A 24,319-nucleotide genomic window follows, 5' to 3' on the forward strand; every position below is an offset into this window, starting at 1 on the left:
AAAAAGCTCAAGGGGTTGCCGCTGGTAGATGCGCCCAGGACCAGCAGCGAACTGCTGGCCCCGCTACCCCCGATTTTCAAGCCGTCGACCGCTACCCCAAAGCCAAGCCTCTCAGCGAGGGAATCTGTTAGTGCTAGGGTGGCAGGGAGAGACCAAAGCTGCCGGAGCCTGGTGTCTGCCAGGCGACCACGGCACTTTCAAACCTGCCAGTGGCCGCAAATTCTGGGCCAATTCGCCCTTCTCAGCGGGGTTCCATTTCTAAAGTGTCTCTAAAGGCTGGCTGCGATCGCAGCCAGCCTCAATACCATAAAGACAGCTCCAGGGGATTATCGCCCTCGCTAGACGCCGCCGCCCTGCCCCAACAGAAGATGTAAGGAACCCTACGATGGCCGACTACCAACCCGCCGACACCGCCTTTGCCCTCGATCGCGACTGCAAAACCCTCACCCGCCACGTACTCGAACAGCTCCATAGCTTTGGCCCCGACGCCCAAGACCTCAGCGCCCTGATGAACCGCATCGCCCTGGCGGGCAAGCTGATCGCCCGCCACCTCAGCCGCGCCGGGCTGATGGAGTCGGCCCTGGGCTTTACCGGCGACACCAACGTCCAGGGCGAAGCCGTCAAAAAAATGGATATCTACGCCAACGACGTCTTCATCTCAGTATTTAAGCAGAGCGGCCTCGTATGCCGCCTCGCCTCCGAAGAGATGGACAAGCCCTACTACATTCCTGAAAACTGCCCTATTGGCCGCTACACTCTGCTCTACGACCCCATCGACGGGTCGTCTAACGTCGATATTAACCTCAACGTAGGGTCAATCTTTTCCATTCGCCGCCAGCAGGGCGAAGACCTTGAGCAAACCGGGGCCGACCTACTGCAAGACGGTCACCAGCAGCTCGCCGCTGGCTACATTCTCTACGGCCCCAGCACCATGCTGGTCTACTCCATTGGCAACGGCGTCCACGCCTTTGTGCTCGACCCCAGCCTAGGCGAATTCATCCTGGCCAGCGAGAATATCCAAACCCCTGCCCACGGCCCCACCTATAGCGTCAACGAAGGCAACTTCTGGCAGTGGGAAGACGCCATTCGCGACTTTACCCGCTACGTCCATCGCCACGACGGCTACTCGGCCCGCTACACCGGAGCACTGGTGGCCGACTTTCACCGCATTCTCACCCAGGGCGGCGTGTTTCTCTACCCTGGCACCGTTAAAAAGCCCGAGGGCAAGCTGCGGCTGCTGTATGAAACTGCTCCTCTAGCCTTTTTGATCGAGCAGGCCGGTGGCCGGGCCAGCACCGGCACCGCAGATATTATGGGCGTGGTGCCCGGCGAAATTCACCAGCGCACGCCCTTTGTGGTGGGCAGCAAAGACGACGTCGCCCTGGTAGAGTCGTTCATTCAAGACCACAGTCGTCGCCTCCAAAATACCGGGGCCGCAGGTTAGCAGAGACTGTATCAATCCCCACAAAATCGGGCTAAAAACGTATTTTTTACTACTGCTGACTCCGGTTTGCCCCTGGTTTGCTTAAGAGGGTCTGTAGTATCCCTAGCTTTTGAGAGGTGCCTGGCAGAATATAGCTGAATCCACTACGACCCCCTAACGGCCTATGGTGACCCTGCTTGAAAACCCCCTGCGCGCTGGCCTTCAGCAAGATCGAATTCCTGAACCCCAGATCTTAGTAATTTTTGGGGCTTCGGGCGACCTCACCCAGCGCAAGATCGTACCCGCCATCTACCAGATGCGCCGCGAGCGACGGCTGCCCCCCGAGCTCACCATTGTGGGGGTAGCCCGCCGCGAGTGGAGCCACGACTTTTTTCGTGATCACCTGCGGGAAGGGGTCGAAGAATTTGGCAACGGCCTGGGCCACGAAGCCGTGTGGAACGACTTTGCCAAAGGCCTGTTCTACTGCCCCGGCGACATTGACAACCCGGCTTCTTATCAGGCGCTCAAAACCCTGCTAGCCGAGATTGACGTGACCAGGGGCACCAAGGGCAACCGGGTATTTTATCTCTCAGTGGCACCGCGCTTTTTTGGCGAGGCCACCCAGCAGCTGGGGGCCGCAGGTATGCTCGACAACCCCGACAAGCAGCGGCTGATCATTGAAAAGCCCTTCGGCAAAGATCTGTCTTCGGCGCGGGTGCTCAACCGGGTAGTGCAGGATGTCTGCGACGAGCGCCAGATTTACCGCATCGACCACTACCTAGGCAAAGAAACCGTTCAAAACCTGATGGTGTTTCGCTTTGCCAACGCCATCTTTGAGCCCCTGTGGAACCGCCAGTTTGTTGACCACGTACAGATTACCGTGGCCGAAACCGTAGGCCTAGAGGGCCGGGCGGGCTACTACGAAACCGCCGGAGCCCTGCGCGACATGGTGCAAAATCACCTGATGCAGCTCTTCTGCCTCACCGCCATGGAGGCACCCAACTCCCTCGACGCCGACGCCATTCGCAACGAAAAAACCAAGGTGTTGCAAGCCACCCGTCTGGCCGACATTGAAGACCTCAGTCAGTCGGCGGTGCGAGGGCAGTATTCTGGCGGCTGGATGAAGGGACAGTCGGTGCCGGGCTACCGCGAAGAAGAGGGGGCCAACCCCGAGTCGACGGTGCAGACCTTTAGCGCCCTTAAGCTCGAGATCGACAACTGGCGCTGGAAGGGAGTGCCCTTCTACATGCGCACCGGTAAGCGCATGCCCAAGAAGGTGAGTGAAATTTCCATTCACTTCAAAGATGTGCCTCACTTGATGTTTCAGTCGGCGGCCCAGCAGATGAACCACAACGTGCTGGCCCTGCGCATTCAGCCCGATGAGGGCATCTCCATGCGCTTTGAGGTGAAGACGCCGGGTAACTCGCTCAGAACGCGATCGGTGGATATGGATTTTCGCTACGATGCCGCCTTTGGCCAGGCCAACACCGACGCCTATGCCCGGCTGATCGTTGACTGTATGCTGGCCGACCAGACCCTATTCACCCGGGGAGACGAGGTAGAAGCCTCATGGCGGCTGCTGACCCCCCTGCTCGAAGCTTGGGATGCCCCCGCCGATCCGCAGGCCATTCCTCTGTACGAGGCGGGTACATGGGGGCCGATGGAGGCCGAATTTTTGCTCAACAAAGACGGCCGCCGCTGGCGACGCCTTTAGACCAGTTTTGAGAGCTTAGTTTTGAGCTAATGCTCAATGTCTAAAGTCAAAACTCAACATCTCCTATCTCTGCCCCCTAACGCTCTTGCCCTATGACCACTACTCCCACCGTTACCCTGCAAAAACCTAAGGATATTTCCCTCGACGAGATTGAGTCAGAGCTGCAAAAGATCTGGCACCAGCAAGACTCGGGCTTGGCCACCCAAATGGCTACCCGAGCCACCACCTTCACCATGGTGATCTATGAACCAGAGGAGGTGCAGCAGGTGTTGGCGGCGCTGGGGTTTTATAAAGGTTACATCGACAGCAATCACGGCAACCAGACTCGCGAGGCCATTCGCCAGGCCCAGATTGCCTACGACCTGAGGGTAACGGGCCGAGTCGACCCCCCGACGCTGGCTCGAATCCGTCAGGAATATGCCAAGCTGTCTACAGCTCAAAAGCAGTACACTAACCTCGATCAGCGGGGCTTTAGCCTAAGTGAGTCCATTTCGGCCCACAACCCCTGCCGGGTCATCAGCCTCTGTCCTACCTTTGGCGAAGATACCGGGGTGACGGCCCAAGTGTCGGTGTACTGCCCGGTGCAGAAGAAGAGTTCAGGTAACCTGGTGTGCTGCGAGTACATTAATTTGCGCGGCACTAAGGCTGCCCTAGAGCGGGTAAGCGATCTAATTAACTCGCTCACTCTGCCAGAGTTGCCTAAGTTTGTCTGGTGGAAGGCAACCCCTAGCCCAGAGCAGCTAATTTTTCAAAACCTGGCAAAGTCGAGTAACTGCATCATTGTGGACTCTAGCTTCTTTAGCGATGCTGAGTCCGAGCTGCAAAAAATGCAGGAGTTAATCGAGTCGGGCACCTACATTGCCGACCTCAACTGGCACCGTCTGGCCCCCTGGCAAGAGCTGACCGCCGCTGCCTTTGACCCCCCCGAACGGCGCGAGTCGCTGCTCGATGTCGATCGTATTAGCATTGACTACGAGCAGGGCAATGCGGCCCAGGCGCTGCTATTTTTGGGCTGGTTTGCCAGTCGTCTGGGTTGGCAACTGGTCGACTACGTGGAAGAGGGGGGCATTTACAATATTAAAAAGATTCACTTCACAGGGCCTAACGACCTGCCTGTTGAGGCGGAGCTGGCGGCCATTCCGGTGGCTGACTCGGGCGAGGTGGTGGGCGATCTGACCGGCCTGCGGCTAACTTCTACCGATACAAATGCCAACTGCTGCACGATTTTGTGCTCAGAGACCACTGGCTGCATGCGGATGGAGGCCGGTGGCGGTGCCCAGGCCTGTCAGGTAGAGCAAGTGACGGCGCTGACCGATCAAAAGGCTGACTTTATGCTAGGGCAGCAGCTCCAGCGCTGGGGCGAAGATGTGCTCTACGAAGAGAGTCTGGCTATGGTGTCTAAGATCATGAACATTTAGATTTAGACAGCCTTAGTTACCTGGGCAGCCCGGTGTTGGTCTAGATCCTCCACGATCGGGGCCAGTAGGCTCTGGCACGATTTTAGGGAGGCGATCGGTTCGACCAGCTTCCCCGAGCTGACGCTGACGCGGTCAATGGATGACATACTGCAATCTGAGGAATAGCGCTGTCATCTATGCCATCTTCGACTGCCTCAGCAGAGATTCTCGCGGTAGGTCACACTCAGCTGCATCTGCTGAGCGATCGCGCCCTCTACCTGCCCACTCAGAGCGCCCTGCTGGTGTCTGATTTACACCTGGGCAAGGCCGAGACCTTTCAGCACTTTGGGCTGCCAGTGCCCAGCCAGGTCAACCAGGGCACCCTGGCGCGCCTGGAGGCGCTGTGCGATCAGTGCAAACCCGCTGGGCTGTGGATTTTGGGCGACCTGTTTCACGGGCGCGAGGGTATGGCCGACGGGGTAATTGATGCCTGGCTGAGGTTCTTGCAGCGCAATCAGGTGAGTGCCCACCTGATCTTAGGCAACCACGATCGCCCCCTGCAAGATACCCTTAGCCAGTTCTCGGTGCAGTGCTGGGTTGAGGCGGTGGAGGTAGACGACCTTCTGTTTAGCCATGAGCCCCACGGCGATGGGCAGCGTCTGAATATCTGCGGCCATATTCACCCCTGCCTGCGATTGACAATGGGGTGCGATCGCCTACGTCTGCCCTGCTTTCACTGGCAGCCCCGACAAAACCGCCTGACCCTGCCCTCCTTTGGCGAGTTTACCGGTGGCTACGACATTGCTCTAGCGAGGGGAGAGACCGCCTACGTGGTGGCTGATGGGGCAGTGGTGGCCTTTACTGGCGGTAAACCTGGACAGTAATCTATCAGGTCCCTAGTGCTTGGCTGGCCCAGTAGCCTAGCTCCTGTGCCAGTGTAAAATCTCAAATCCTAACCCTCAAATCTGCCAGGGGCAGGCGCTATGCTATATCTCTGGATTTCCGGTGGGGGAATGGCTATGGTCAGGGGTAAGGGATGGTTGGCACTGGTGCTATGTGGTGCCGTCAGTCTGACAGCGACGGCCTGTCGGGGCAACAACGACCAGGCGGCAGAAGTACCGCCCGCTGGAGAAGAGCAGATCGACGAACAGCCGTTGGTGATCGACCCCGCCCCCAGCCCGGCCCCCACGGCTGCACCCACTCAGCCAGAGCCTGGCGTTGGCGGTACGGGTACGGCGATGAACCCACCCCAGGCGGCCCAGCTAATCGCAGCCGAGCCGGGGTCTCGAATCAATCTGCGATCGCAGCCCACCACCAGCTCTACCGCTGAAGGCTACGGGGTAGTGGGCGACCCCGTACAACTGCTGCGATCGGCCCAGGCTAGCGACGGCACCTGGTACTTTGTCAAATTTGAAGAATCTGGTGCCGAGGGCTGGATTCGCGGCGATTTTATCAACATCGCCGGGCGGGCCACGCCCCTGTCGCCCCAGGCCAGCGCCAGCCGCACCTGCGAGGGTCTAATGGAGGCCATGACCTTTATCGCCTTTTATGACGCCAATGGGTTTAACCAGGTGCGCTTCACCAACCTCGAAACTCGCAACACCTTCGACGGCAGCCTTAGCCGCCAGGGCAGCAGCAACCAGGGCCAGCCTCTCTATCGGGGCACCATGAGCCCGCCCACTGGCGGCAGCTACGCCGTAGAGCTGACCGACCTCTCGGGGGGTAACCCTCGCAGCGGATCCCAGGTCGCCGTGAGCTACGAGGGCATTGAAGGCACAGGCACCTGTAAGTAAGCGAGAGCCGCCCTGATAAGATTGAGCCTGATACCGCAACGGGAGTACCCCATGGCTCGAGAACTAAGCGCCGAAGAACAGCAGGAGCTAGACACCCTGCGGCAGACTGTCGAACGGGCGATCGCCGATGGCGTGCTCACCGCTGCTGAGCGCGATGCCATTACCGCCGCTATGAAGGCCGACGGCCAAGTCACCTTTGAAGAGTTAGCGCTAGTGCGGCAGTTGGTCAGCGATAAGGTTGCGGCTGGAGAGCTTAAGGTCGAAGGCTAGGGCCGCCCCCGTAGGTCTACCCCACCCCATGCCAAAACGCATAGCCCAATTCCGTCAAGGTAGACCCATCCACCCCCTACCCATCCACCCCCTACCCATGCTCCATGTCTCCTGAACCCCTACCCACTGCCGTGGCCGTGGTGCACGAGTGGTTGGTCAGCCGCGCCGGGTCAGAAAAAGTCGTCGAGCAGATGCTGACGGTGTGCCCCCAGGCCGATGTCTTTAGCCTGGTCAACTTCTTAGAGCCTGAAGCGCGATCGCTCATTCCCCCCGGCACCCGCGTTCAGACTTCGTTTCTTCAAACCTTGCCCTGGGCGCGGCGGCACTTTCGTCAATATCTGCCGCTGATGCCCCTGGCGATCGAGCAGTTTGATCTCTCGGCCTACGACCTGGTGCTCTCTAGCAGCCACGCCGTCGCCAAAGGGGTGCTCACCCGGCCCCACCAGCTCCACGTGAGCTACGTGCACACACCCATTCGCTACGCCTGGGACTTGCAGCACCAATATTTAGAACAGGCGGGTTTGTCTGGGGGCATGAACATCAAAGGGGGAGTAACTCGGCTGATTTTGCACTACCTGCGCCTGTGGGATTTGGCTACCGCTAACCGGGTTGACTGCTTTGTCGCCAACTCTCGCTACGTGGCCCGCCGCATTTGGAAAACCTATCGCCGCCCCGCCACGGTGATTTACCCTCCCGTGGCGATCGATCGCTTTCGCTGGCAACAGCCCCGCGCAGACTTTTACCTGACGGTATCGCGCTGCGTGCCCTATAAACGAGTTGACCTTACCGTTGAGGCTTTTAACCGGCTGGGTCTGCCCCTGGTGGTGATGGGCGACGGCCCCGCCCTGGAAGCTTTGCAGCGGGCTGCCAAGGCCAATATTTCCTTTATCAGGAACCCGTCAGACGCAATGGTGTCTGACTATATGGAGCGCTGTCGAGGATTTATATTTCCTGCGGAAGAAGATTTTGGCATCACGGTGGTAGAAGCTCAGGCGGCCGGTGCGCCGGTCATTGCCTACGGTCGAGGAGGTTGTGCCGAGACTGTACAGCCTGGCAAAACAGGGATTTTGTTTGGTCGCCAGACCGTTGACGATCTGGTGCAGGCGGTAGAGCACTTTGACAGTCAGCGATCGCAGTTTGTGGCCGAAACCATTCGCCAGTGGGCCGAAACATTTTCTGAACCACGTTTTTTTCAGGAACTCACCACATATTTGACCCACAAGTGGCTGCAATTTAATCGGGGTGATGAACTAGAGTAGTGTCGGTGTTGCAGGAGTATTGGGGAAATTTATGTTTCCTCTAGGGCGCACAGTTAAGCCGGTGTTGATTTCCTTGCGGATGTCAACCCGTTCGCTGCCGATGGTTGGTCTGCTCAGTCTGTCGGATATGGTGGCTCTGGCCCTGGCCGGCACGGTGGGCGTATACCTGCGGCTTTTTTTTGATGGTCGCTATGAGCCCAGTCTGTATGGTCAGCTGTGGCCTATTTTAGGAGTGTTTTTGCTGGCCTACGCCGTGGCGGGGCTATACCCGGCGGTAGGGCTCAGCCCGGTAGATGAGCTGCGGCGCATTTGCCTGTCAACCACGTTTACCTACCTGGTGCTGGGGGCAGGGCTATTTTTAACCCGGGAGAGTGAGACCTACTCTCGAGGGGTGTTTTTGCTCACCTGGATTTTTTCGCTGGTGCTGGTGCTGGCGGGGCGGCTGCTGGTAAAGCAGGTGTTCTCACGCTACCCCTGGTGGGGCTACCAAGTGATCATTTTGGGGGCCGGGCGCACGGGCGAGCTGGTGGTGCGCACCCTCAAAAATCAGCCGACCTTTGGGCTCAAGCCAGTGGCGGTGCTCGACGATAGTTTCACCAAGACCGGCAGCCTCTGCGGGGTGCCGGTGGTTGGCCCCCTGTCTAAGGCTCCCCAGCTAGCCTACAAGCACGACATTCACTACGCGATTGTGGCGATGCCGGGGATGCAGCGGCAGCATCTGTTGCGGGTGCTAGAGCAGTATGGTCGCACCTTTCCCCACCTGCTGATGATTCCTGACCTGTTTGGGGTGGCCAGCCTCTGGGTCAGCTCTAAAGATCTAGGCGGTATCTTGGGCCTAGAAATACGTCAGCAGCTATTGCTGCCGGGGCCACGGCTGATCAAGACCTTTCTAGATCTGGGCCTGACTCTGGTGCTGGGGCTGCTGCTGCTGCCGCTGCTGGCGATCATTGCCCTGGTGGTGAGACTTGACTCGCCGGGGCCGGTTTTCTATAGCCAGCACCGTCTGGGCCAAAATAGTCAGCCCTTTGTGGCCTGGAAATTTCGATCGATGGTGCCCAATGCCGAGCAAGTGCTAGAGCGCTACCTGGCCGAACACCCTGACCTGCGATCGCAGTGGGAGCAAGACCACAAGCTGCGCTATGACCCTCGCATTACTCGCATTGGCCACTTTTTGCGCCGCACCAGCCTCGACGAGCTACCCCAGCTATGGAACGTGCTGCGGGGGGAGATGAGCCTGGTCGGGCCGCGCCCCATTGTAGAAGAGGAAATTGCCCGCTACGCCGACAAATACAGGCTTTACACTAAGGTTTTGCCGGGCATGACGGGCCTTTGGCAGGTGTCAGGGCGCAACAATGTTTCCTACGATGAGCGGGTTAACCTAGACGCCTACTATGTGCGAAACTGGTCGGTCTGGCTAGACATCTATATTTTGCTGAAAACAATTTGGGTTGTGGTCATCGGCGATGGAGCCTACTAAGCGAGGGGGACAACAATCCAGCGGGGGGGGGGTAAAAGGGTTGACCCTTGAGCGCCTGGTGATTGCCAGCCTGGTGGCGTTGCCCTACGTGATCTACGGCGCGATCGCCGGTCTGGGCTGTTTTTTGTTGGTCAGCCTGCACCGCTGGTATCGCCCCATCGGTCGATTGCTGTACACCCAGGGCTGGCTGTGGCTGGCCCTAGCCATGGTGGTGGGGGTGGGCTTTTCTCAATCGCCGGGCGAGTCTGCCCTGCAAGTGCTGAACTTTGTGCCGTTTTTTGTGTTTTACGCGGCGATCGCTGTGGCTTTGCCCCAGTTTCCCCAGCCCTTCAAAACGTTTCACCACTGGGCGCTGGCTCTACTGCTGGCGACGATACCCATCAACCTGGGGGCAGTGGCCGAGTTTTACCTGCGATCGGCGGCAGTCCGTAGCCGCTGGAATGATCATCCCTGGCTTCAGTGGCTTTACCAACAGACCGACTATGGCCACCGGGCCAGCTCAGTATTTGGCCACCCCAACGCCCTGGCCAACTTCATGGTAATAGTGCTTGGCCTCGGCCTCGGGCTGTGCGCCTACTACCTACAGCGGCGAGATCTAAGGGCTCGGGGGCTGTGGATCTGCGGTGCCACAGCCCTGGTGGTGGTGGGCATTTTTTGCTCGGGGTCGCGCAGCGGACTTTTAATTGTTGGGCTACAGCTCCTGATATTTGGAGGGCTGCTGCGCCCCTATCGGTATATTTTTTGGGTCGGTCTGGGGGCGATCGCTCTGCTAGCCCTCAGTTCGCTGATCTGGGGTATCGGTGGCCGCAGTCTGCCCGAGGCCTTTGCCACCATTTCACTGCGGTTTAGCGTGTGGCATCTGGCGCTCGAAATGATTCCTCAGCATCCCTGGCTGGGCAGCGGCCTGGGTACCTTTAAGCTCCTCTACGACCCCAGCCAGTTTCCTGTGGCCGACGATTTTTTACCCCACGCCCACAATCTCTGGCTGATGCTAGCGGCGGAGGCGGGCATCCCTGTCGCCCTAGGATTTACGGCTCTGGTGGGCTGGGTGATGGGGCGTAGCGCCTATATTTTGGTGAGTCAACCCCTGCCCGCCGAGAGCATGGCGCTACTGGCGGGCTACCTAACGGGGTTTGGCGGCACGGTGGCCTTTGCTTTTTTTGATTTGGCCTTTTACGATGGCCGTATCAATATTTTGGGCTGGCTGCTGCTGGGCAGCATTCAGGCGATGGGCCACCTGCTGCTGGGGTTGACGCCTAAATCAGCTTGACGAGGCGCAGACCAAAAAACAGCGCGATCGCTGTTCCTACCATTACGCTCAAAAATGCTACGTAGGCAATGACTCCACCCATGGTTTCTCTCCACAACAGCTACAGTTTCTATTGAACCATGGCAGGGGGAGGGTGGAGAGGAAGGAGCGGGGAGTGGGAAGGAAGGAACCCTGCTTTTGGCATTGGATCAGGCTGATATTTAGAATTCACGACATCTTCACCCCCTTATCCCCTCCCCCATCCAACCCCTTACCCCCCGCACGCTAGAGTTTTAAACTATTTACCTCTTCTAAACCTATACCTATGAAATCTATTATTCCGGTCCCTTTGCCGAGCAATCCCTACGAGGTGGTGGTGACCCAGGGCGGGGTTGACCACCTCGGCGGCTGGCTAGCCCAGGAACAAGCCCCCCTGGTAAAGCCGGGGCAGAAGCTGCTGCTGGTGTCAAACCCGGCTATCTTTAAGCACTACGGCGATCGCGCTATGGCCTCGCTTACCCAGGCGGGCTACTCGGTGCAGACCTGCCTACTGCCCCCAGGGGAGCGCTACAAGACCCTGAAATCTATTCAAAAAATCTACGATGCCGCCTTAGGTTTTCGCCTAGAGCGCAAGTCAGCCATGGTCGCCCTCGGGGGCGGCGTGATCGGCGATATGACCGGGTTTGCGGCAGCCACCTGGCTGCGGGGGGTGGCGGTGGTGCAGGTGCCCACCTCGCTGCTGGCCATGGTTGACGCCTCCATTGGCGGCAAGACTGGGGTTAACCATCCACAGGGCAAAAACTTGATTGGCGCGTTTCACCAGCCGCGACTGGTGATGATCGATCCGACGGTGCTCAAAACGCTGCCGGTGCGCGAGTTTCGGGCCGGGATGGCCGAGGTGATCAAGTACGGGGTGATCTGGGACAAAGACCTGTTTGAGACCCTGGAGGCGGCTCCCCGCCTTGACCAGTATCGCTACCTTGGCGACGACCTGCTACACACCATCTTGACGCGATCGTGCCAGGCCAAGGCCGAGGTGGTCTCCCAAGACGAAAAAGAGGCGGGGCTACGGGCCATTCTCAACTATGGTCACACCGTTGGCCACGCGGTAGAAAGCCTGATGCACTACCGGGGGGTCAACCACGGCGAGGCGGTGGCCATTGGCATGGTGGCGGCGGGGGCGATCGCCGTCGCCCTGGGCCAGTGGGATGCGGCCCTGGCCGATCGCCAGATGGCCCTGCTGCGCAAGACCCAGTTGCCTACCCAGCTGCCCTCAACACTGGAAATTGACGCCGTTGTGCAGGCGTTGCAGAGCGATAAAAAGGTAGAGTCGGGCCGGGTCAACTTCATTTTGCCCGAGGCCCTGGGCCAGGTCTGCATCACCGATGCCGTCACCGACGACCTGGTGCGCTCAGTGCTGGCAGATCTACGCTGATGCAGCCGCCCCTGAGACGAGTTTTTAATAGTCTGGCTGCCCACCTCTGGCTCACCCTGGGGGCTTTGGTCAGCGCCCTGCTGCTGGTGGTGGCCTACGCGGCTACGCCGCAGCTGTTTCGCTGGGCGATCGATCAGGGCATTGGTGAGGGCAATCTCACCGTGGTGCTCCAGAGCGGGGGCTGGCTGGTGGTGGCGGCCCTAGCCCGGGGGCTGTTTAACTTTGGCCAGAGCTTCTGCGCCGAGGCTATGTCCCAGAGTGTGGTCTACGATCTGCGCAACCGCATTTTTAGTAAGATTCAAACCCTCAGCTTTAGCTACCACGACCAGGCCCAGACCTCCCAGTTGCTCACCCGAGTCACCAGCGACATTGAGCAGATTCGCACCTTTCTCAGCACCAGCCTGGTGCAGGTGATCAGCGGCGGGGTGACGCTGCTGGCGATCGCAGCTATTTTGCTGGTGATGAACTGGCGGCTGGCGCTGATCAGCCTGACGGTGGTGCCCCTGGCGGGGTGGCTGATGGCGCGGTTCTTTACCCAAAACAATCGGCTGTTTCGCCAGGTGCAGGAGCAGCTGAGCGAGCTCAACACCGTCTTGCAGGAAAACTTGCTCGGTGTGCGGGTGGTCAAGGCCTTTGTGCGGGAGGAGGTGGAGCGCGATCGCTACACCCAGCTAAATACAGAGCTGGTGGCCGCCAACATGAAAACCATTTTGGCCATCCGCAACACGTTTCCCTTTATCTTTTTGGCCAGCAACCTGGTGATTGTGGCGGTGATTGGCTACGGCGGGGTGGCGGTGATAAACGACCAGTTTTCGGTGGGTGAGCTGGTGGCGTTTAACGCCTATCTGCTGCTGATTTTGCAGCCGATCTTGCTGATTGGCTTTGCTGCTCCGGCGATCGCCCAGGCGGCCTCTTCGGCCGATCGGGTCTACGAGGTGCTAGATGCTGAGATCGAGATTCGCGATCGCCCCCAGGCGGTGCCTTTTACCACCTGCGGCGGTCGCATCACCTTTGAGAACGTGTCGTTTCGCTACCCCGGTGCCACCACCCCAGCCCTGACGGGCATTTCCTTCGAGACTAAGCCCAACGAGCTGATCGCCATTCTGGGCATGACCGGCTCGGGCAAAAGCACCATCACCAACCTGATTCCCCGCTTCTACGATGTCACCAGCGGTGCGGTGCGCATTGACGGGCGCGATGTGCGCGACTTTACCCTCGAAAGTCTGCGATCGCACATCAGCACCGTCTTCCAAGAGACCACCCTGTTTTCGGGCACGATTTTTTCTAACATTACCTACGCTCAACCCGAGGCCACCCTGGCCCAGGTGATCGAAGCGGCCAAAGCCGCCCAAATTCACGACTTTGTCGAGGGGTTGCCCGAGGGCTACGACACCCTGGTGGGGGAGCGGGGCGTGGGGCTGTCGGGGGGGCAGAAACAACGCATTGCGATCGCCCGCACCCTGGTCACCGACTACAGCATTCTCATTCTCGACGACAGCACCTCAGCGGTAGATGCCCAAACCGCCGCCCAGATTCAAACCGCCCTCGATGACCTGATGCGCCGCCGCACCTGCACCGCCTTTGTAGTAGCCCAGCGGATCAGCACCGTGCGCACCGCCGACCGCATTCTACTGATGGATCAGGGGCGGCTGGTGGCCCAGGGCAGCCACGACCACCTGATGGCCACCAGCCCCCTCTACGGGGCAATTTTAGAATCTCAGGTGCAGCCGCGCTAGTTGCCGCAGGTGAGCACCGTGGCCTCGGGGTAATCTGCCGTGGCCTGCTGCATTTGCCCAGGGTTGGGGCGTCCGTAGGTGCTGAGGGCTTTGACCGCCTCGGGGTCGGGCACGGTGGCGGCCTCTTCTTGGCCCAGGTCGCTGACGTAGATGACTCGATCGATGGTAATCTGGCGCTGCTGCTGCTGGGCATAGAGGTCGGCGTAGCGATCGCCCAGCTGCTGCCACTGGGCCGGGGCGCAATAGCTGCGATCGATCACCACCGTCACCCTGGGGCTGGCCAAAATCTGGCGCAGGCCCAACCCCAGGGCAGCAAAGGCCAGCCAGCCCAGGCCCAGGGTGCGAATCAGTCGTTGGTTGGGGTGGCGCATGGGTTAGAGATTGACCTGGAAGAGATCCTTAAACAGGGTCTGCACGTTGTCGGGGGTGCCCTGCTGCACGGTGGACTCGCGCAGAGATGCGATCGCCTGCAATTCTCCCTGGTTGACTTCGCCGTAGGCAATGGGGTAAAACCGCACATCGCTGTAGGTGAGAATGTCTTGGATGGCGTCGAAGGTAAAGCCCCGGTTGACCTCGCCATCGGTCAGCAGCAGCAGATAAAAGCGCCCGGTGGGGTCGGCGGCTTTTTTCTCCAGCAGGTCAGCCAGGCCGACCATAGCCCCGTCATACATGGCGGTGGCCCCATCGGCCCGCAGCTGGTCGACGGTGGCTAAGAATTTTTGCTGATGCAGCTGGTCAAAGGGAGCCAGGGGCAGTCGGCGCTCCGGGTTGTCGGCAAAGGTGACAATGCTGACGTAGTTGCCCGAGTTGATCTGCCCGGCGGCGACCCTCAGCCCCTCCTTCAGCGACTCCATGCGAGCGCCCTCCATCGAGCCGCTGGTGTCGATCACCAGGGCCATATAGACCGTGCGGCCCCCGTCTTTGCGCAGCTTCCAGTTTGACTGGGCCGCCAGCAGAGTCTCACCATTGGGAAACGGCGGCGTCTGGGCCGCCTTGAGGTAGTCAGTCTCGACAAAGCCCTGCTGCTGGGCCAGGGTCTGCATCTCAGGGGATAGGGCAAACTGGCCAAAGCGCTGTAAGGCGGCCTGCTGCTGGGGCGTATTCCACCCAAAGCCGACTAGGGGATTGTTGTGGGGCACCCCAAAGGGCACAAACTCGGTGTCAGTAAAGCCGGGCACCTGGCGCAGGGCCAGGTAGTTTTGGTACTCCAGCGGAAAGGCTTGCAGATTGCTCTGGTCGCGCAAAAACAGCTCTTGCAGGTCGAGGGTAGTAGGAGTAGTGATCAGCACCTGCTGCTGAAACTGGTCAAACACCGAGTTGACCTGGGGGGTTTGCAGCTCGGCCACGGTGAGCTGACCGCCGTTGTCTTGATGCCCCGCCGCCCGCCAATACAAGGTGTAGAGCAGATTTAGCGCCGTAGAACTGCTGTAGGGGTTGGGGTAGGCCACAGTGACCTGGCCCGAGGCGATCGCATTCAGCAAGCGGTCAAAACTCACCGTGCCACTTCCAGCACTACCCTCCGCCAGGCTGTCGTAGACCGGTTTAGGGATGACCCACCCAGCGGTGTTGGGCACCAGACGATCGGCCACCGTGACCGTATCGACCCCCTGGCTTTGCACCATTGCCACCCACAGGTCATTGGCGGGGCTAAAGCCCTGGGGCTGGGCGGCACCGGCCCCCAGCACCCGAGCGGCGGTCCCCGACGCAATCTTGCGCACCCCCACCTGAATCACCTCCCCCGAGGGTAGGGTCTCTTGGCGCTGGTTAAAGGCCTCGGCCACCTCCACCAGCCAGCGCTCATTCTGGCGATCGACGTTGGCCTTCTCTGAGGAGCTGTAGATCTCTAAGTAGACGGTGTTGCTGCCGCCGGGCTGGGCCGCATAGAGAGGCAGGGCGTTGACATCGGGCAGCGGGTCTTCGATCTGGTCGGTGGTGTAGCGAGTCGCTAGCTCGTCAGAGATCAAGTCTTCGCCCACGTTAATCTTAGGCATGACCGACTGCTCGAGAGCTTGCCGAGCACTGTCAACCGAGTTGACCTGGGGTACCCGTGGGCTACAGTTCCACAGCAGCACGGCGCAGAGGGCAAGGGCAAAGGGGATGAGGGGAAGTCGTCGCATGGGGTAATGGGGTGGCAAGTGGATGGGTGAATGAGCTATGGGGGACTGAGGGATAAACCCAGATGTTTGCTCCAGGATTTTGGGTTGGGTGGCGTGGGTCAGACACCCCAGGCTTTGCCAAAGGCAGACAACTCTGCGGCGCGACCTCCGAATCTAAATCACACAAACCCCACCCATAACATTCACAACACCAACCGCCGTTTCCTCATCGCCTGAAAAAATCTTAAAGAATAGGCGAGAGCAGTTCTAGGGAGCCTCTGGAGGGTCTTGGAGAATGGTTTTGTTGGCGTCAATAAGGGTTTGCAGCCGCTGGGGCAGGGGGTCGCTGCTGCTGTCGTCAAGGGTTGAGAGCGCCACCTGGTCTTGCAGCTGTTGGAGCTGAGCATGGGTGGCCTGGAGGCGATCGCGGCTAGCCGCCAGGCGCTGCTGGGCCATCTGCTTGTAGGCGGGGGTCTCAATCTGGTCGATGACGGCCAGGCCATCGGCCACCTGGCCCGAGAGGTCGAGCACGGTGTGCATGGCATCGAGCAGCTCGACCTGGAGTAGCGAGTCGCGATCGTAGATGCGGGCGGCAAACCGCTGAGACTCGATCGCCCAGGTCTGCACCTCGCGCCAGGGTTTTTGCGACTTTGCCGGTACCCGCTGCCCCAGGGGAGCGAGCTGGGCGGCAAAGGTGCGATCGTCTAGCAGGTCGCTGCCGGTGGCGATCGCCTCATCGGGGCGAAACCCCACCACCCAGCTACCCACCATGGCCGCAGCCACCCCAGCCCCGGCCAGCCCCGCAACTGGCCTTGGCCCAGCCAGCACCATCAGCAGGGCATAGCCCAGGGCCGTGCCGCCCAGCAGTAGGTAGGTCTGGGGCGCTGTCCAGAAAGTAGGTTGACGTAGAGTCATGGGTCAAGAGGATGAGGGAGTGGGGAATAGGGATTTTGTCGGTCACCGTAGGGGCGCAGCGCCTGCGCCCTTTCCGCAAGCGCCCGCAGAGACTGCGCCCTCAGGGCACAATCAAGGTGCTACCCAGGGCAGTAATCGCATCTGACAGCTGGGCCGCTGCCCCGTCGGTGGCGGCCACCAGCAGCAAAAACACCTCCTGACCCCGCTGCCGGGCAAAGATTTTGCCGGTAATGGGCTGGGGCGGGGCAGCCCCCTGACTGAGCCGACCCGCCCAGTTGATGCGCACCCCGCCGCCGGGGAGGGGCTGCACGTCGCTGGTAACAAAGCCTTCCCCATTGCCGAAGATACGCTGGGCGGCGTCTACCAAGGCGGCATCGGGCGACTCGGCGGTGGTGAGGGGGGTCACCGCCACCGTGTAGGCCAAACTGCCGTCAGCAGATTGAAACAGCGGACTGCCCCCGGCAGAGCTAACTCTAAAGCCCTCTAAAATGCCGATCTGAAACCGCTGCTGGGGGTCTTCAAAGCTGCCGCTCACCATCGGCAGGGCCGGAGCCAGACTCGGCGGCGTGGGGTTGCCCTGCTGGGCCTGGGCCAGAGAGAAGTTGTGCCCCAAGTGGGGAATAGCCTGGGTCATAAGCACGCTGATGACCAGGGCGATCGCCCCCATTGCCCATACCCGCCACCGTCGCATTCCGTGCCCCATAGCAAAACCCTCACGCTCTAACCGCCAAGCTTACCAACTTCAGCGGCGAGCGATCGCCCCCCTCAATCGAAGTTAACCCGTTCTTCCGTACCGCCATAGGCCTCCACACACCGCACAAACATCTCCACCCCCAGACCCAGGGCGGTTTCGTCAAAGTCAAAGCGGGGATGGTGGTGGGGGTAGGCCAGAGCTTTTTCGGCATTGGCAGAGCCTAAGAAGAAGTAGCAGCCGGGCACCTCCTGCAAAAAGAAGGCCATGTCTTCGCCGCCCATGGTGTGGCAGTCGGGCACCACCCCTGCCGGGGTCTCGACCACCGCCAGGGCAACAGAGCGCACCAAATCGGCTATGGCCGCATCGTTGATCACCGGTGGATACAACGCCCGATAGTCGAAGCTATAGCTGGCTCCGTGACTCTGGCAGATACCGGCAATGATCTGCTCCATTCTGGGGGCGAAGTAGTCGGCGTAGGCAGGGTCAAAGTAGCGCACGGTGCCCCCAAAGGTGGCCGTGTCAGCCACCACATTTTGGGCCTTGCCCGCGTGGAAGGTGCCCACAGTCACCACCGCTGCCTTGGTTGGGTCAATGTTGCGAGCCACGATGGTTTGCAGCGCGTTGACGATCTGTGCTCCCACCACAATAGAGTCGACTGTTTGGTGGGGCAGGGCGCCGTGCCCCCCCTTACCCTGCACGGTGCAGGTAAAAAATTCTGAGGCCGCCATCAACGCTCCGGTACGCACGCCCACGGTGCCCAGAGGCAGGTTGTTCCACAGGTGCAGGCCGATCATGGCCTCGACATCGGGGTTGGTAAGCACCCCTGCTTCAATCATGGGCTTAGCGCCCCCCGGCCCCTCTTCAGCGGGCTGGAAGATAATTTTGACTGTGCCCGCAAAGCTGTCGCGGTGGGTGGCCAGGTAGTAGGCGGTTCCCAGGGCGATCGCCACATGGCCATCGTGCCCGCAGGCATGCATCACCCCATCGTGCTGTGAACAGTAGGCAACCGTATTTTCTTCTTGAATGGGCAGGGCATCCATGTCGGCGCGCAGCCCCAGCACCGGGCCGGGCCGGGTACTCTCAATCAGCGCCACTACGCCTGTTTCAGCAATGCCGCGCTGATGGTCAATACCCCACTCGGTGAGGCGATCGCAGATAAAGTCGGCGGTCAACCATTCTTTAAACCCCAGCTCAGGCCGCTGGTGCAGGCTGCGCCGCCAGGTGACCAACTGACCTTGCAGCGACTGAATGGCCGGACGAATGCGATCGCGGTTGACGGGCAGCGGTGGGGCAGTGGTGGCGAACATGGCAAAAGCCCTAGAGAACGGGACGACCCTCCTCCACAGACGAGGGGTACATCTATACAGCATAGACCAGCCGCCAAGGGCAGCTGACCTATAGCTCAAGGGTCGGCCCCAGCGCCAGCTAACTGACCGGCTCCCCGGGCCAGCACATTAGATATCGGAGCGGGGCAGAGGGGCGGGGCGGTAGCAGTGGCTTAAGCCATTGATGGGAGGACGTTCTTAACCTCAAAATCTGCGTTATTCTTTGGGCAATCTTTTCCCAGCGGCTCAGAGCATGAATTGGCCCCTTAAACGGCGCAGCGTCATTTACGGTTTTCTGATCTCAGTGGGGGTGGCGTTGCTGTTGGCGTTGCCGCTCGGGTTGCCCAGTCTAGCTCAGTCAACCACCGCCGGTTCACCACCGCTGAGCGGCAACGCCCGAGAGTACGAACCGGTGATGATGCCGGGGGCGACGGCCTACTCGGTCTACACCACCAACGCCAATGTGCCCCACCAAGTGTGGTACCGCATCTCGGGGGGCGATGCGCTGTTTCGCCAGCGACTACACATATACCAAGAAAACGCTGGCCCCCGCCCTCAAAATCAGCTGCCTCCCGAGTCGGAGCTACGGCGAGAAATCACGACCAATGCGCCTACCGGCTGGTTTGCCGTCCCCCCAGAGAGAGGGGTATTTACCTACTACTTTGACGGCGACAATCGGGTAACTGCGAATAGCCCCTGGCGCAATGCTTTTGGGGTCAAGGTCAAGCGTATTCGCTATGCCAACGGCAATCTGTTTCAGGTTGCGTTTGAAGACAACGAAACCCTAGATGACTACAACGATCTGGAGATCGAGATCGCCATCGTACAGCCTGCCTAGCTGTATGGCTCTAACTCTTTTAGACCTTTTGAACCTCATCGATAACCCAGTCCAGATCGGTATCTGTTCTCGATCAATTGCTGCACCAAACCTGACAAACTGCGCCATGATAGAGCAAAAGTATGGGCAATTAAAGCCATGAATCGCTTTGTAATTGGTGGCATTTTGGCAGCCATTGTAGTGTTGCTGATGGGGGGGGTAAATCGGCTGTTTGCCGATCGCCAACCCGAATCTGCCAGGCTAGAGCCCTCAACCACAGAGGTGGACGACCTGGGCAGCCTGCCGGTTGAACAGGCCGGTCAACTGGTACGACGACAGAGCGATCTGGCCAACGGCGGTGCGGCGGCGATCTCAGACACCGTGTTTAACAATCAAGGCTCGGGGATGACGCCCGGAGAGCGGGCCATCATTGCCCCAGGTAGTACGACAGGCACTGCTGGTGCCAACAACAACAACAACGTCATTCCGCGCACGGGGCAAGCCAATACCTCTCCCACCTTTGGGGGAGATATTGCCCCGATTCAGCCTGAGCTGGTGCAACCTGGGGCTGGGCCACAGCGAGACGATTCTGACTTAGATGCCATTCCGGCCCTTTGGTAGAGCAGCAGCGACTCTAGCCTCAGGTGACCTAAAATGACGTAGAGCAATTGAGCAGGTTGAGCTGGCGGGCATGGCAAATCAGGGGAGCGACGTCCTGGTGGTGGGGGGCGGCATTATTGGTTTGGCGATCGCCCTAGAGCTGCATCAGCTGGGGGCCAAGGTCACCGTACTGAGCCGCGACTTTCACCAGGCCGCTAGCCATGCGGCGGCTGGGATGCTAGCCCCCCAGGCTGAGGAGTTGCCCCCTGGCCCTCTGAGCGATCTAGCCCTGGCCAGTTTGGCTCTATACCCCACCTGGGTGAGCAAACTCGAAGCGCTCACCGGCCAGTCGGTGGGTTATTGGCCCTGTGGTATTTTAGCGCCGCGCTGTGCCGCACCAGATCAAGCCAGCCTGGGCTGGCTTTCTACTGCCACCCTGGGCCACTACCAGCCCGGCTTAGGGCCTGCGGTGCAGGGGGGCTATTGGTATCCCGATGAGGGCCAGATCGACAATCGCCTGCTCGTACAAGCGCTGCGATCGGCAGTAATCGATCGGGGGGTGACGATCCACGAAGGGGTGGGGGCGATCGCTCTGGCCCAGCACCAGGGCCGGGTGGAGCGGGTCTGCACCGCCCAGGCGGGCGACTTTAGTGCCAGTCATGTGGTGTTGGCGGCTGGGGCCTGGGCGGCGGAGCTGCTGCCCCTGCCGGTGTTTCCCCGCAAGGGCGAAATGGCCAGTCTGCTGGTGCCCCCCGGCTACAACACCCCCCAGCCCCTGCGGCGGGTGCTGTTTGGCGAAGACATCTACATCGTGCCCCGCCAGGATGGCCGCATTGTGCTGGGGGCCACCAGTCAGGATGTGGGCTTTGCCCCCGGCAATACGGCGGCAGGGGTGAACCAGCTATTGGGAAATGCGATCGCCCTGTTGCCCCAGCTAGCCGACTTTATGCTCGACGAGACCTGGTGGGGCTATCGCCCGGCCACCCCCGACGAGTGGCCTATTCTCGGCCCTGGCCCCGCCGCCAATCTGACCCTGGCCACTGGCCACTACCGCAACGGCATCTTGCTTACCCCGATCACCGCCCAGCTGGTGGCCCAGTCGATCCTGGGTCGGGGGGGAGCTGAGCTAGAGCCCTTCTCCTGGCGACGCTTTCATCAGCCTGCGCCGCCGTCCGTTGTCCTACCCGCTGTTCCTTCTACTCCTCTGGCTATGCCCACTATCGACCAAGCCCCTCTACCCTTAGTCACCGACTCGCCCAGCCCGCTCGCGATCGCCGACTCATCCCTCACTATTGCTGGGCGTACCTTTGGCTCGCGGCTGATGACCGGCACCGGCAAGTACGACGACTTTGCCACCATGCGCCAGAGTATTGCCGCCAGCGGCTGCGAAATTGTCACCGTGGCGGTGCGGCGGGTGCAGACCAACGCCCCCGGTCACCAGGGGCTAGCCGAAGCCCTCGACTGGTCAACCATCTGGATGCTGCCCAACACCGCTGGCTGCAAAACCGCTGAGGAAGCCATTCGGGTCGCCCGCCTGGGCCGCGAGATGGCCAAGCTGCTGGGTCAGGAAGACAACAACTTCGTCAAGCTCGAAGTCATCCCCGACGCCAAGTATCTGCTGCCCGACCCCATCGGCACCCTAGAAGCGGCAGAACAACTGGTCAAAGAGGGCTTTGCAGTGCTGCCCTACATCAATGCCGACCCGCTCTTGGCCAAACGCCTAGAGGAGGCAGGCTGCGCTACGGTCATGCCCCTGGGGTCGCCCATTGGCTCGGGCCAGGGCATTCGCAACGCCGCCAATATTCAGATCATCATCGAGACCGCCAAGGTGCCGGTGGTAGTAGATGCGGGCATTGGCACCCCCAGCGAGGCCGCCCAGGCCATGGAAATGGGGGCCGATGCTCTGCTGATCAACACCGCGATCGCCAAAGCTGCCGACCCCGTCGCCATGGGCCGGGCCATGGGTCTGGCCACCCTCGCTGGCCGTCTCGCCTACCGGGCCGGACGCATTCCGGTGCAGGGGGCTGCCAGCGCTAGCTCACCGCTGACGGGGCGGATTACGGAGTAGCCTTCAAGCGTTCATCTGTGGGCACTTAGGCCAATTGAGGCAACAAAAACCTCCGGTATTTTTGTTGCCTCCCGACCGCAGGCTCTGCGCACCGACATAATGTATCTTCTCTCTTAGGAATCTCCTTAATCCACAATCTTCACTCGTCCGGTCTGGATCGCGTCAAACAGGCGGTTCACCTGCCTGCGCTCGCTCTCATCTACGGTGCCATCGGCTAAAACCAGCGCCGTCAGCTCCTGGTATTGAGCCTGGGAAATGGTGCGGGCCTGAATAAACTGGCTCACCAAGTCGGTAATGGGGCAGTCAGGGGGCAGCGGAGAAGATGACATAGGACAGGGCGATGAAAGAGCAGAACAATAGGCTGGGCGATGCTTTGAGCCTAGTAAACCCACCTGTGGGGCTGCAATCAACCTCAACCAAGTCTAGAAATGGAATTTTGCCCCAGGGAAAGCTGCTAAGCTCGGGCCTGACTTGGTATATCTACATAACTATTCAACCCTGAGGACTGACCGTGACCCACAAGCGATTGATTATAGAAATGGGCATGGGCGTTGACCAGCACGGTCAAGAGCCGACGGTAGCGGCGGCCCGAGCGGTGCGCAATGCGATCGCCCACAATGCCCTCCCCGGCGTCTGGGAAGTCGCTGGCCTCAGCCACCCCAGCGAGATGCTGGTAGAGGTGCAGGTGGCCGTTCCCTTTCCCGACCAGGTGCGCCAAGAGGAGGTGCTAGCCGTGCTGCCCTTTGGCCAAAAGACCCTGATTCTCAAGGAGGGCGGCATGGTGGTCGCCGGGCGCGCGATCGCCGAGCTAGACGACAAGAATGACGATATGTACGTGGCGATCGCCGCCGTCACGGTATCGATTCCTGACAAAGGCTAGCGGTTTACCGGCCAAAATCTAAAATCGCCCTACCGCACCCTCGCCCCCCGATACCGCATCTCCTTCTTAAGCGCGTTCTGCTGGGCAAAGCTGGGCATATCGCCCTGGTGGCCCATGAGAATGATCGAGTCGCCCAGGGCCAGGTAGGTGGCCCGGCTGGGGTGAATGATCACCTCGCCGTTGGCGCGGCGCAGGGCGACGGTGATGAAGCTGCCCTGGCCCTTGACTTCAATATCGCCAATGGTGCCGCCGATCAGAGGCGAGCCCGCCTCGATCGCCATCTCGTTGAGCTGAATATCGAGCTCGGCCAAAAACTCATTGAGCCCGTGCTGTCCATCGGTCTGCGACAAAAAATCGACCGCCGAGGGATGGCGAATCAGGTGGGCCATACGCAGGGCGCTGATGCTGGCGGGCAGCACCACGTGGTTGGCCCCCGCCAGTCTCAGCTTTTTTTCGGTGGAGGGCATCTCGCCCCGGGCCAAAATCATCAGGGTGGGGTTCATTTCTCGGGCCGTCAGGGTGATGAACACGTTGGCGGCATCGTTGGGCAGCACGGTAGCGAGAGATTTGGCTCGGTGAATGCCAGCGGCTTCGAGGGCGGTTTCGTCGGTGGCATTGCCCTGGTAGATCAGGTAGCCCAGCTCCTGGGCCATGGCCACCCGTTCAGAATCATTGTCAACAATGATGAACGACTCGCGATCGCCCTTTAGCTTGCGGGCAATGAGCTGCCCAATACGGCCAAAGCCGCAGATAATGACGTGGTCTTCCAAGCTTTCCATCTCTTGGCTCATCCGTTTTAGGTTGAGGGCGCGACGAATCTCGCCTTCAGTGATCAGCTGCACAAAGCCTGACACCGTATAGGCCACCGACAGCGCCCCGGCAATAATCACCAAAATTGTAAATACCTTCAGAGGGGGCGAGTTTAGAGGCTGCACCTCGCCGTAGCCGACTCCGAAAATCGTAATCACCACCATGTAGATGGCATCTAAGAAGTTCCAGCCTGCCAGCATGTAGCCGACCACAGCCATCACCACCGTCAGCGAGAAAAAGATAATTCCCGCCACAATCCGCCGAAATGAGCTGTTATTTCTCAGAGAATGCCTATTCCTCATCCATACCTCCGCCCAGCCTCCTAGCCCCAAGGGAGATTCGGATCAGTTTTCGAATAAAG

Annotated in this window: 24 protein-coding genes; 15 read left to right on the plus strand and 9 right to left on the minus strand. The window is 60.0% G+C overall.

The features are described from left to right. The first annotated feature begins 385 nt into the window (after positions 1 to 385). The 3 genes from fbp (at position 386) to opcA (ending at position 4,555) form a co-directional block, all read left to right on the plus strand. A complete protein-coding gene (gene fbp, locus AC0QKW_RS11560; RefSeq protein WP_473151225.1) occupies positions 386 to 1,444 on the plus strand; it encodes a class 1 fructose-bisphosphatase in 1,059 nt (352 codons plus the stop codon). A 163-nt stretch (positions 1,445 to 1,607) separates the two neighbouring features. After that, the gene (zwf, locus tag AC0QKW_RS11565) at positions 1,608 to 3,137 is read left to right on the plus strand and encodes a glucose-6-phosphate dehydrogenase (RefSeq protein WP_473151226.1); all 1,530 of its coding nucleotides are present in this window, start codon (positions 1,608 to 1,610) and stop codon (positions 3,135 to 3,137) included. Positions 3,138 to 3,229: 92 nt separating this feature from the next. Next, positions 3,230 to 4,555 carry a glucose-6-phosphate dehydrogenase assembly protein OpcA gene (gene opcA, locus AC0QKW_RS11570; RefSeq protein ID WP_473151227.1) on the plus strand — a complete coding sequence of 442 codons (1,326 nt, stop codon included), beginning with the start codon at positions 3,230 to 3,232 and terminating at the stop codon, positions 4,553 to 4,555. 2 nt (positions 4,556 to 4,557) lie between these two features. Here the strand turns inward: opcA and AC0QKW_RS11575 are convergent, their stop codons facing one another. After that, the gene (locus AC0QKW_RS11575) at positions 4,558 to 4,701 is read right to left on the minus strand and encodes a hypothetical protein (protein ID WP_473151228.1); all 144 of its coding nucleotides are present in this window, start codon (positions 4,699 to 4,701) and stop codon (positions 4,558 to 4,560) included. 30 nt (positions 4,702 to 4,731) lie between these two features. Between AC0QKW_RS11575 and pdeM the strand changes: the two genes are divergently transcribed. From pdeM to AC0QKW_RS11605, 6 genes are all read left to right on the plus strand, one after another. Continuing rightward, positions 4,732 to 5,418: a ligase-associated DNA damage response endonuclease PdeM gene (gene pdeM, locus AC0QKW_RS11580; protein WP_473151229.1), complete on the plus strand. Its 687-nt coding sequence runs from the start codon at positions 4,732 to 4,734 to the stop codon at positions 5,416 to 5,418. A 129-nt stretch (positions 5,419 to 5,547) separates the two neighbouring features. Further along, positions 5,548 to 6,327: an SH3 domain-containing protein gene (locus AC0QKW_RS11585; protein ID WP_473151230.1), complete on the plus strand. Its 780-nt coding sequence runs from the start codon at positions 5,548 to 5,550 to the stop codon at positions 6,325 to 6,327. A gap of 51 nt (positions 6,328 to 6,378) precedes the next feature. Then, positions 6,379 to 6,597, plus strand: coding sequence for a hypothetical protein (locus tag AC0QKW_RS11590; RefSeq protein ID WP_473151231.1), 219 nt, complete (start codon positions 6,379 to 6,381; stop codon positions 6,595 to 6,597). Between the two features lie 104 nt (positions 6,598 to 6,701). Then, the gene (locus AC0QKW_RS11595; protein WP_473151232.1) at positions 6,702 to 7,856 is read left to right on the plus strand and encodes a glycosyltransferase; all 1,155 of its coding nucleotides are present in this window, start codon (positions 6,702 to 6,704) and stop codon (positions 7,854 to 7,856) included. 79 nt (positions 7,857 to 7,935) lie between these two features. Beyond that, positions 7,936 to 9,333 carry an undecaprenyl-phosphate galactose phosphotransferase WbaP gene (wbaP, locus tag AC0QKW_RS11600; RefSeq protein WP_473151233.1) on the plus strand — a complete coding sequence of 466 codons (1,398 nt, stop codon included), beginning with the start codon at positions 7,936 to 7,938 and terminating at the stop codon, positions 9,331 to 9,333. A gap of 40 nt (positions 9,334 to 9,373) precedes the next feature. After that, the gene (locus AC0QKW_RS11605) at positions 9,374 to 10,603 is read left to right on the plus strand and encodes an O-antigen ligase family protein (protein WP_473151234.1); all 1,230 of its coding nucleotides are present in this window, start codon (positions 9,374 to 9,376) and stop codon (positions 10,601 to 10,603) included. Here AC0QKW_RS11605 and petL read toward each other — a convergent pair. Then, positions 10,590 to 10,685 (minus strand): cytochrome b6-f complex subunit PetL, encoded by a 96-nt coding sequence (gene petL, locus AC0QKW_RS11610; RefSeq protein ID WP_473151235.1) that lies wholly within the window; start codon positions 10,683 to 10,685, stop codon positions 10,590 to 10,592. The two genes, AC0QKW_RS11605 and petL, sit on opposite strands and share 14 nt — an antisense overlap. Before the next feature lie 222 nt (positions 10,686 to 10,907). Between petL and aroB the strand changes: the two genes are divergently transcribed. Both aroB and AC0QKW_RS11620 read left to right on the plus strand, forming a co-directional pair. Continuing rightward, positions 10,908 to 12,017 (plus strand): 3-dehydroquinate synthase, encoded by a 1,110-nt coding sequence (aroB, locus tag AC0QKW_RS11615; protein WP_473151236.1) that lies wholly within the window; start codon positions 10,908 to 10,910, stop codon positions 12,015 to 12,017. Further along, positions 12,017 to 13,753, plus strand: a complete 1,737-nt coding sequence (locus AC0QKW_RS11620; protein ID WP_473151237.1) for an ABC transporter ATP-binding protein — start codon at positions 12,017 to 12,019, stop codon at positions 13,751 to 13,753. The genes aroB and AC0QKW_RS11620 overlap by 1 nt, the downstream gene beginning before the upstream one ends. On the opposite strand, the gene AC0QKW_RS11625 is transcribed toward AC0QKW_RS11620, so the two are convergent. The 5 genes from AC0QKW_RS11625 to AC0QKW_RS11645 all read right to left on the minus strand — a co-directional run bounded on the left by AC0QKW_RS11625 (position 13,750) and on the right by AC0QKW_RS11645 (position 18,765). After that, on the minus strand, positions 13,750 to 14,124 hold the full coding sequence (locus AC0QKW_RS11625; protein WP_473151238.1) for a hypothetical protein: 375 nt from the start codon (positions 14,122 to 14,124) through the stop codon (positions 13,750 to 13,752). The two genes, AC0QKW_RS11620 and AC0QKW_RS11625, sit on opposite strands and share 4 nt — an antisense overlap. 3 nt (positions 14,125 to 14,127) lie before the next feature. Next, complete coding sequence (locus AC0QKW_RS11630; protein WP_473151239.1) at positions 14,128 to 15,870, minus strand: VWA domain-containing protein; 1,743 nt, start codon at positions 15,868 to 15,870, stop codon at positions 14,128 to 14,130. 246 nt (positions 15,871 to 16,116) lie between these two features. After that, on the minus strand, positions 16,117 to 16,764 hold the full coding sequence (locus AC0QKW_RS11635) for a hypothetical protein (RefSeq protein WP_473151240.1): 648 nt from the start codon (positions 16,762 to 16,764) through the stop codon (positions 16,117 to 16,119). 100 nt (positions 16,765 to 16,864) lie between these two features. Next, positions 16,865 to 17,467, minus strand: coding sequence for a hypothetical protein (locus AC0QKW_RS11640; protein WP_473151241.1), 603 nt, complete (start codon positions 17,465 to 17,467; stop codon positions 16,865 to 16,867). A gap of 62 nt (positions 17,468 to 17,529) precedes the next feature. Continuing rightward, complete coding sequence (locus AC0QKW_RS11645) at positions 17,530 to 18,765, minus strand: M20 metallopeptidase family protein (RefSeq protein ID WP_473151242.1); 1,236 nt, start codon at positions 18,763 to 18,765, stop codon at positions 17,530 to 17,532. A 271-nt stretch (positions 18,766 to 19,036) separates the two neighbouring features. Between AC0QKW_RS11645 and AC0QKW_RS11650 the strand changes: the two genes are divergently transcribed. From AC0QKW_RS11650 to thiO, 3 genes are all read left to right on the plus strand, one after another. Continuing rightward, positions 19,037 to 19,621, plus strand: a complete 585-nt coding sequence (locus AC0QKW_RS11650) for a hypothetical protein (RefSeq protein WP_473151243.1) — start codon at positions 19,037 to 19,039, stop codon at positions 19,619 to 19,621. 138 nt (positions 19,622 to 19,759) lie between these two features. Then, a complete protein-coding gene (locus tag AC0QKW_RS11655; RefSeq protein WP_473151244.1) occupies positions 19,760 to 20,221 on the plus strand; it encodes a hypothetical protein in 462 nt (153 codons plus the stop codon). Between the two features lie 70 nt (positions 20,222 to 20,291). Beyond that, positions 20,292 to 22,268 carry a glycine oxidase ThiO gene (thiO, locus tag AC0QKW_RS11660; protein ID WP_473151245.1) on the plus strand — a complete coding sequence of 659 codons (1,977 nt, stop codon included), beginning with the start codon at positions 20,292 to 20,294 and terminating at the stop codon, positions 22,266 to 22,268. Positions 22,269 to 22,393: 125 nt separating this feature from the next. Here the strand turns inward: thiO and AC0QKW_RS11665 are convergent, their stop codons facing one another. Continuing rightward, positions 22,394 to 22,597, minus strand: a complete 204-nt coding sequence (locus AC0QKW_RS11665; RefSeq protein WP_473151246.1) for a hypothetical protein — start codon at positions 22,595 to 22,597, stop codon at positions 22,394 to 22,396. Positions 22,598 to 22,779: 182 nt separating this feature from the next. On the opposite strand from AC0QKW_RS11665, the gene AC0QKW_RS11670 reads away from it, so the two are divergent. Next, positions 22,780 to 23,148, plus strand: a complete 369-nt coding sequence (locus AC0QKW_RS11670; protein WP_473151247.1) for a Lin0512 family protein — start codon at positions 22,780 to 22,782, stop codon at positions 23,146 to 23,148. Positions 23,149 to 23,177: 29 nt separating this feature from the next. Here AC0QKW_RS11670 and AC0QKW_RS11675 read toward each other — a convergent pair whose 3' ends face one another. Then, positions 23,178 to 24,260, minus strand: a complete 1,083-nt coding sequence (locus AC0QKW_RS11675; RefSeq protein ID WP_473151248.1) for a potassium channel family protein — start codon at positions 24,258 to 24,260, stop codon at positions 23,178 to 23,180. Positions 24,261 to 24,319 lie beyond the last annotated feature (59 nt).

This window comes from Pseudanabaena sp. PCC 9330 (assembly GCF_055795045.1).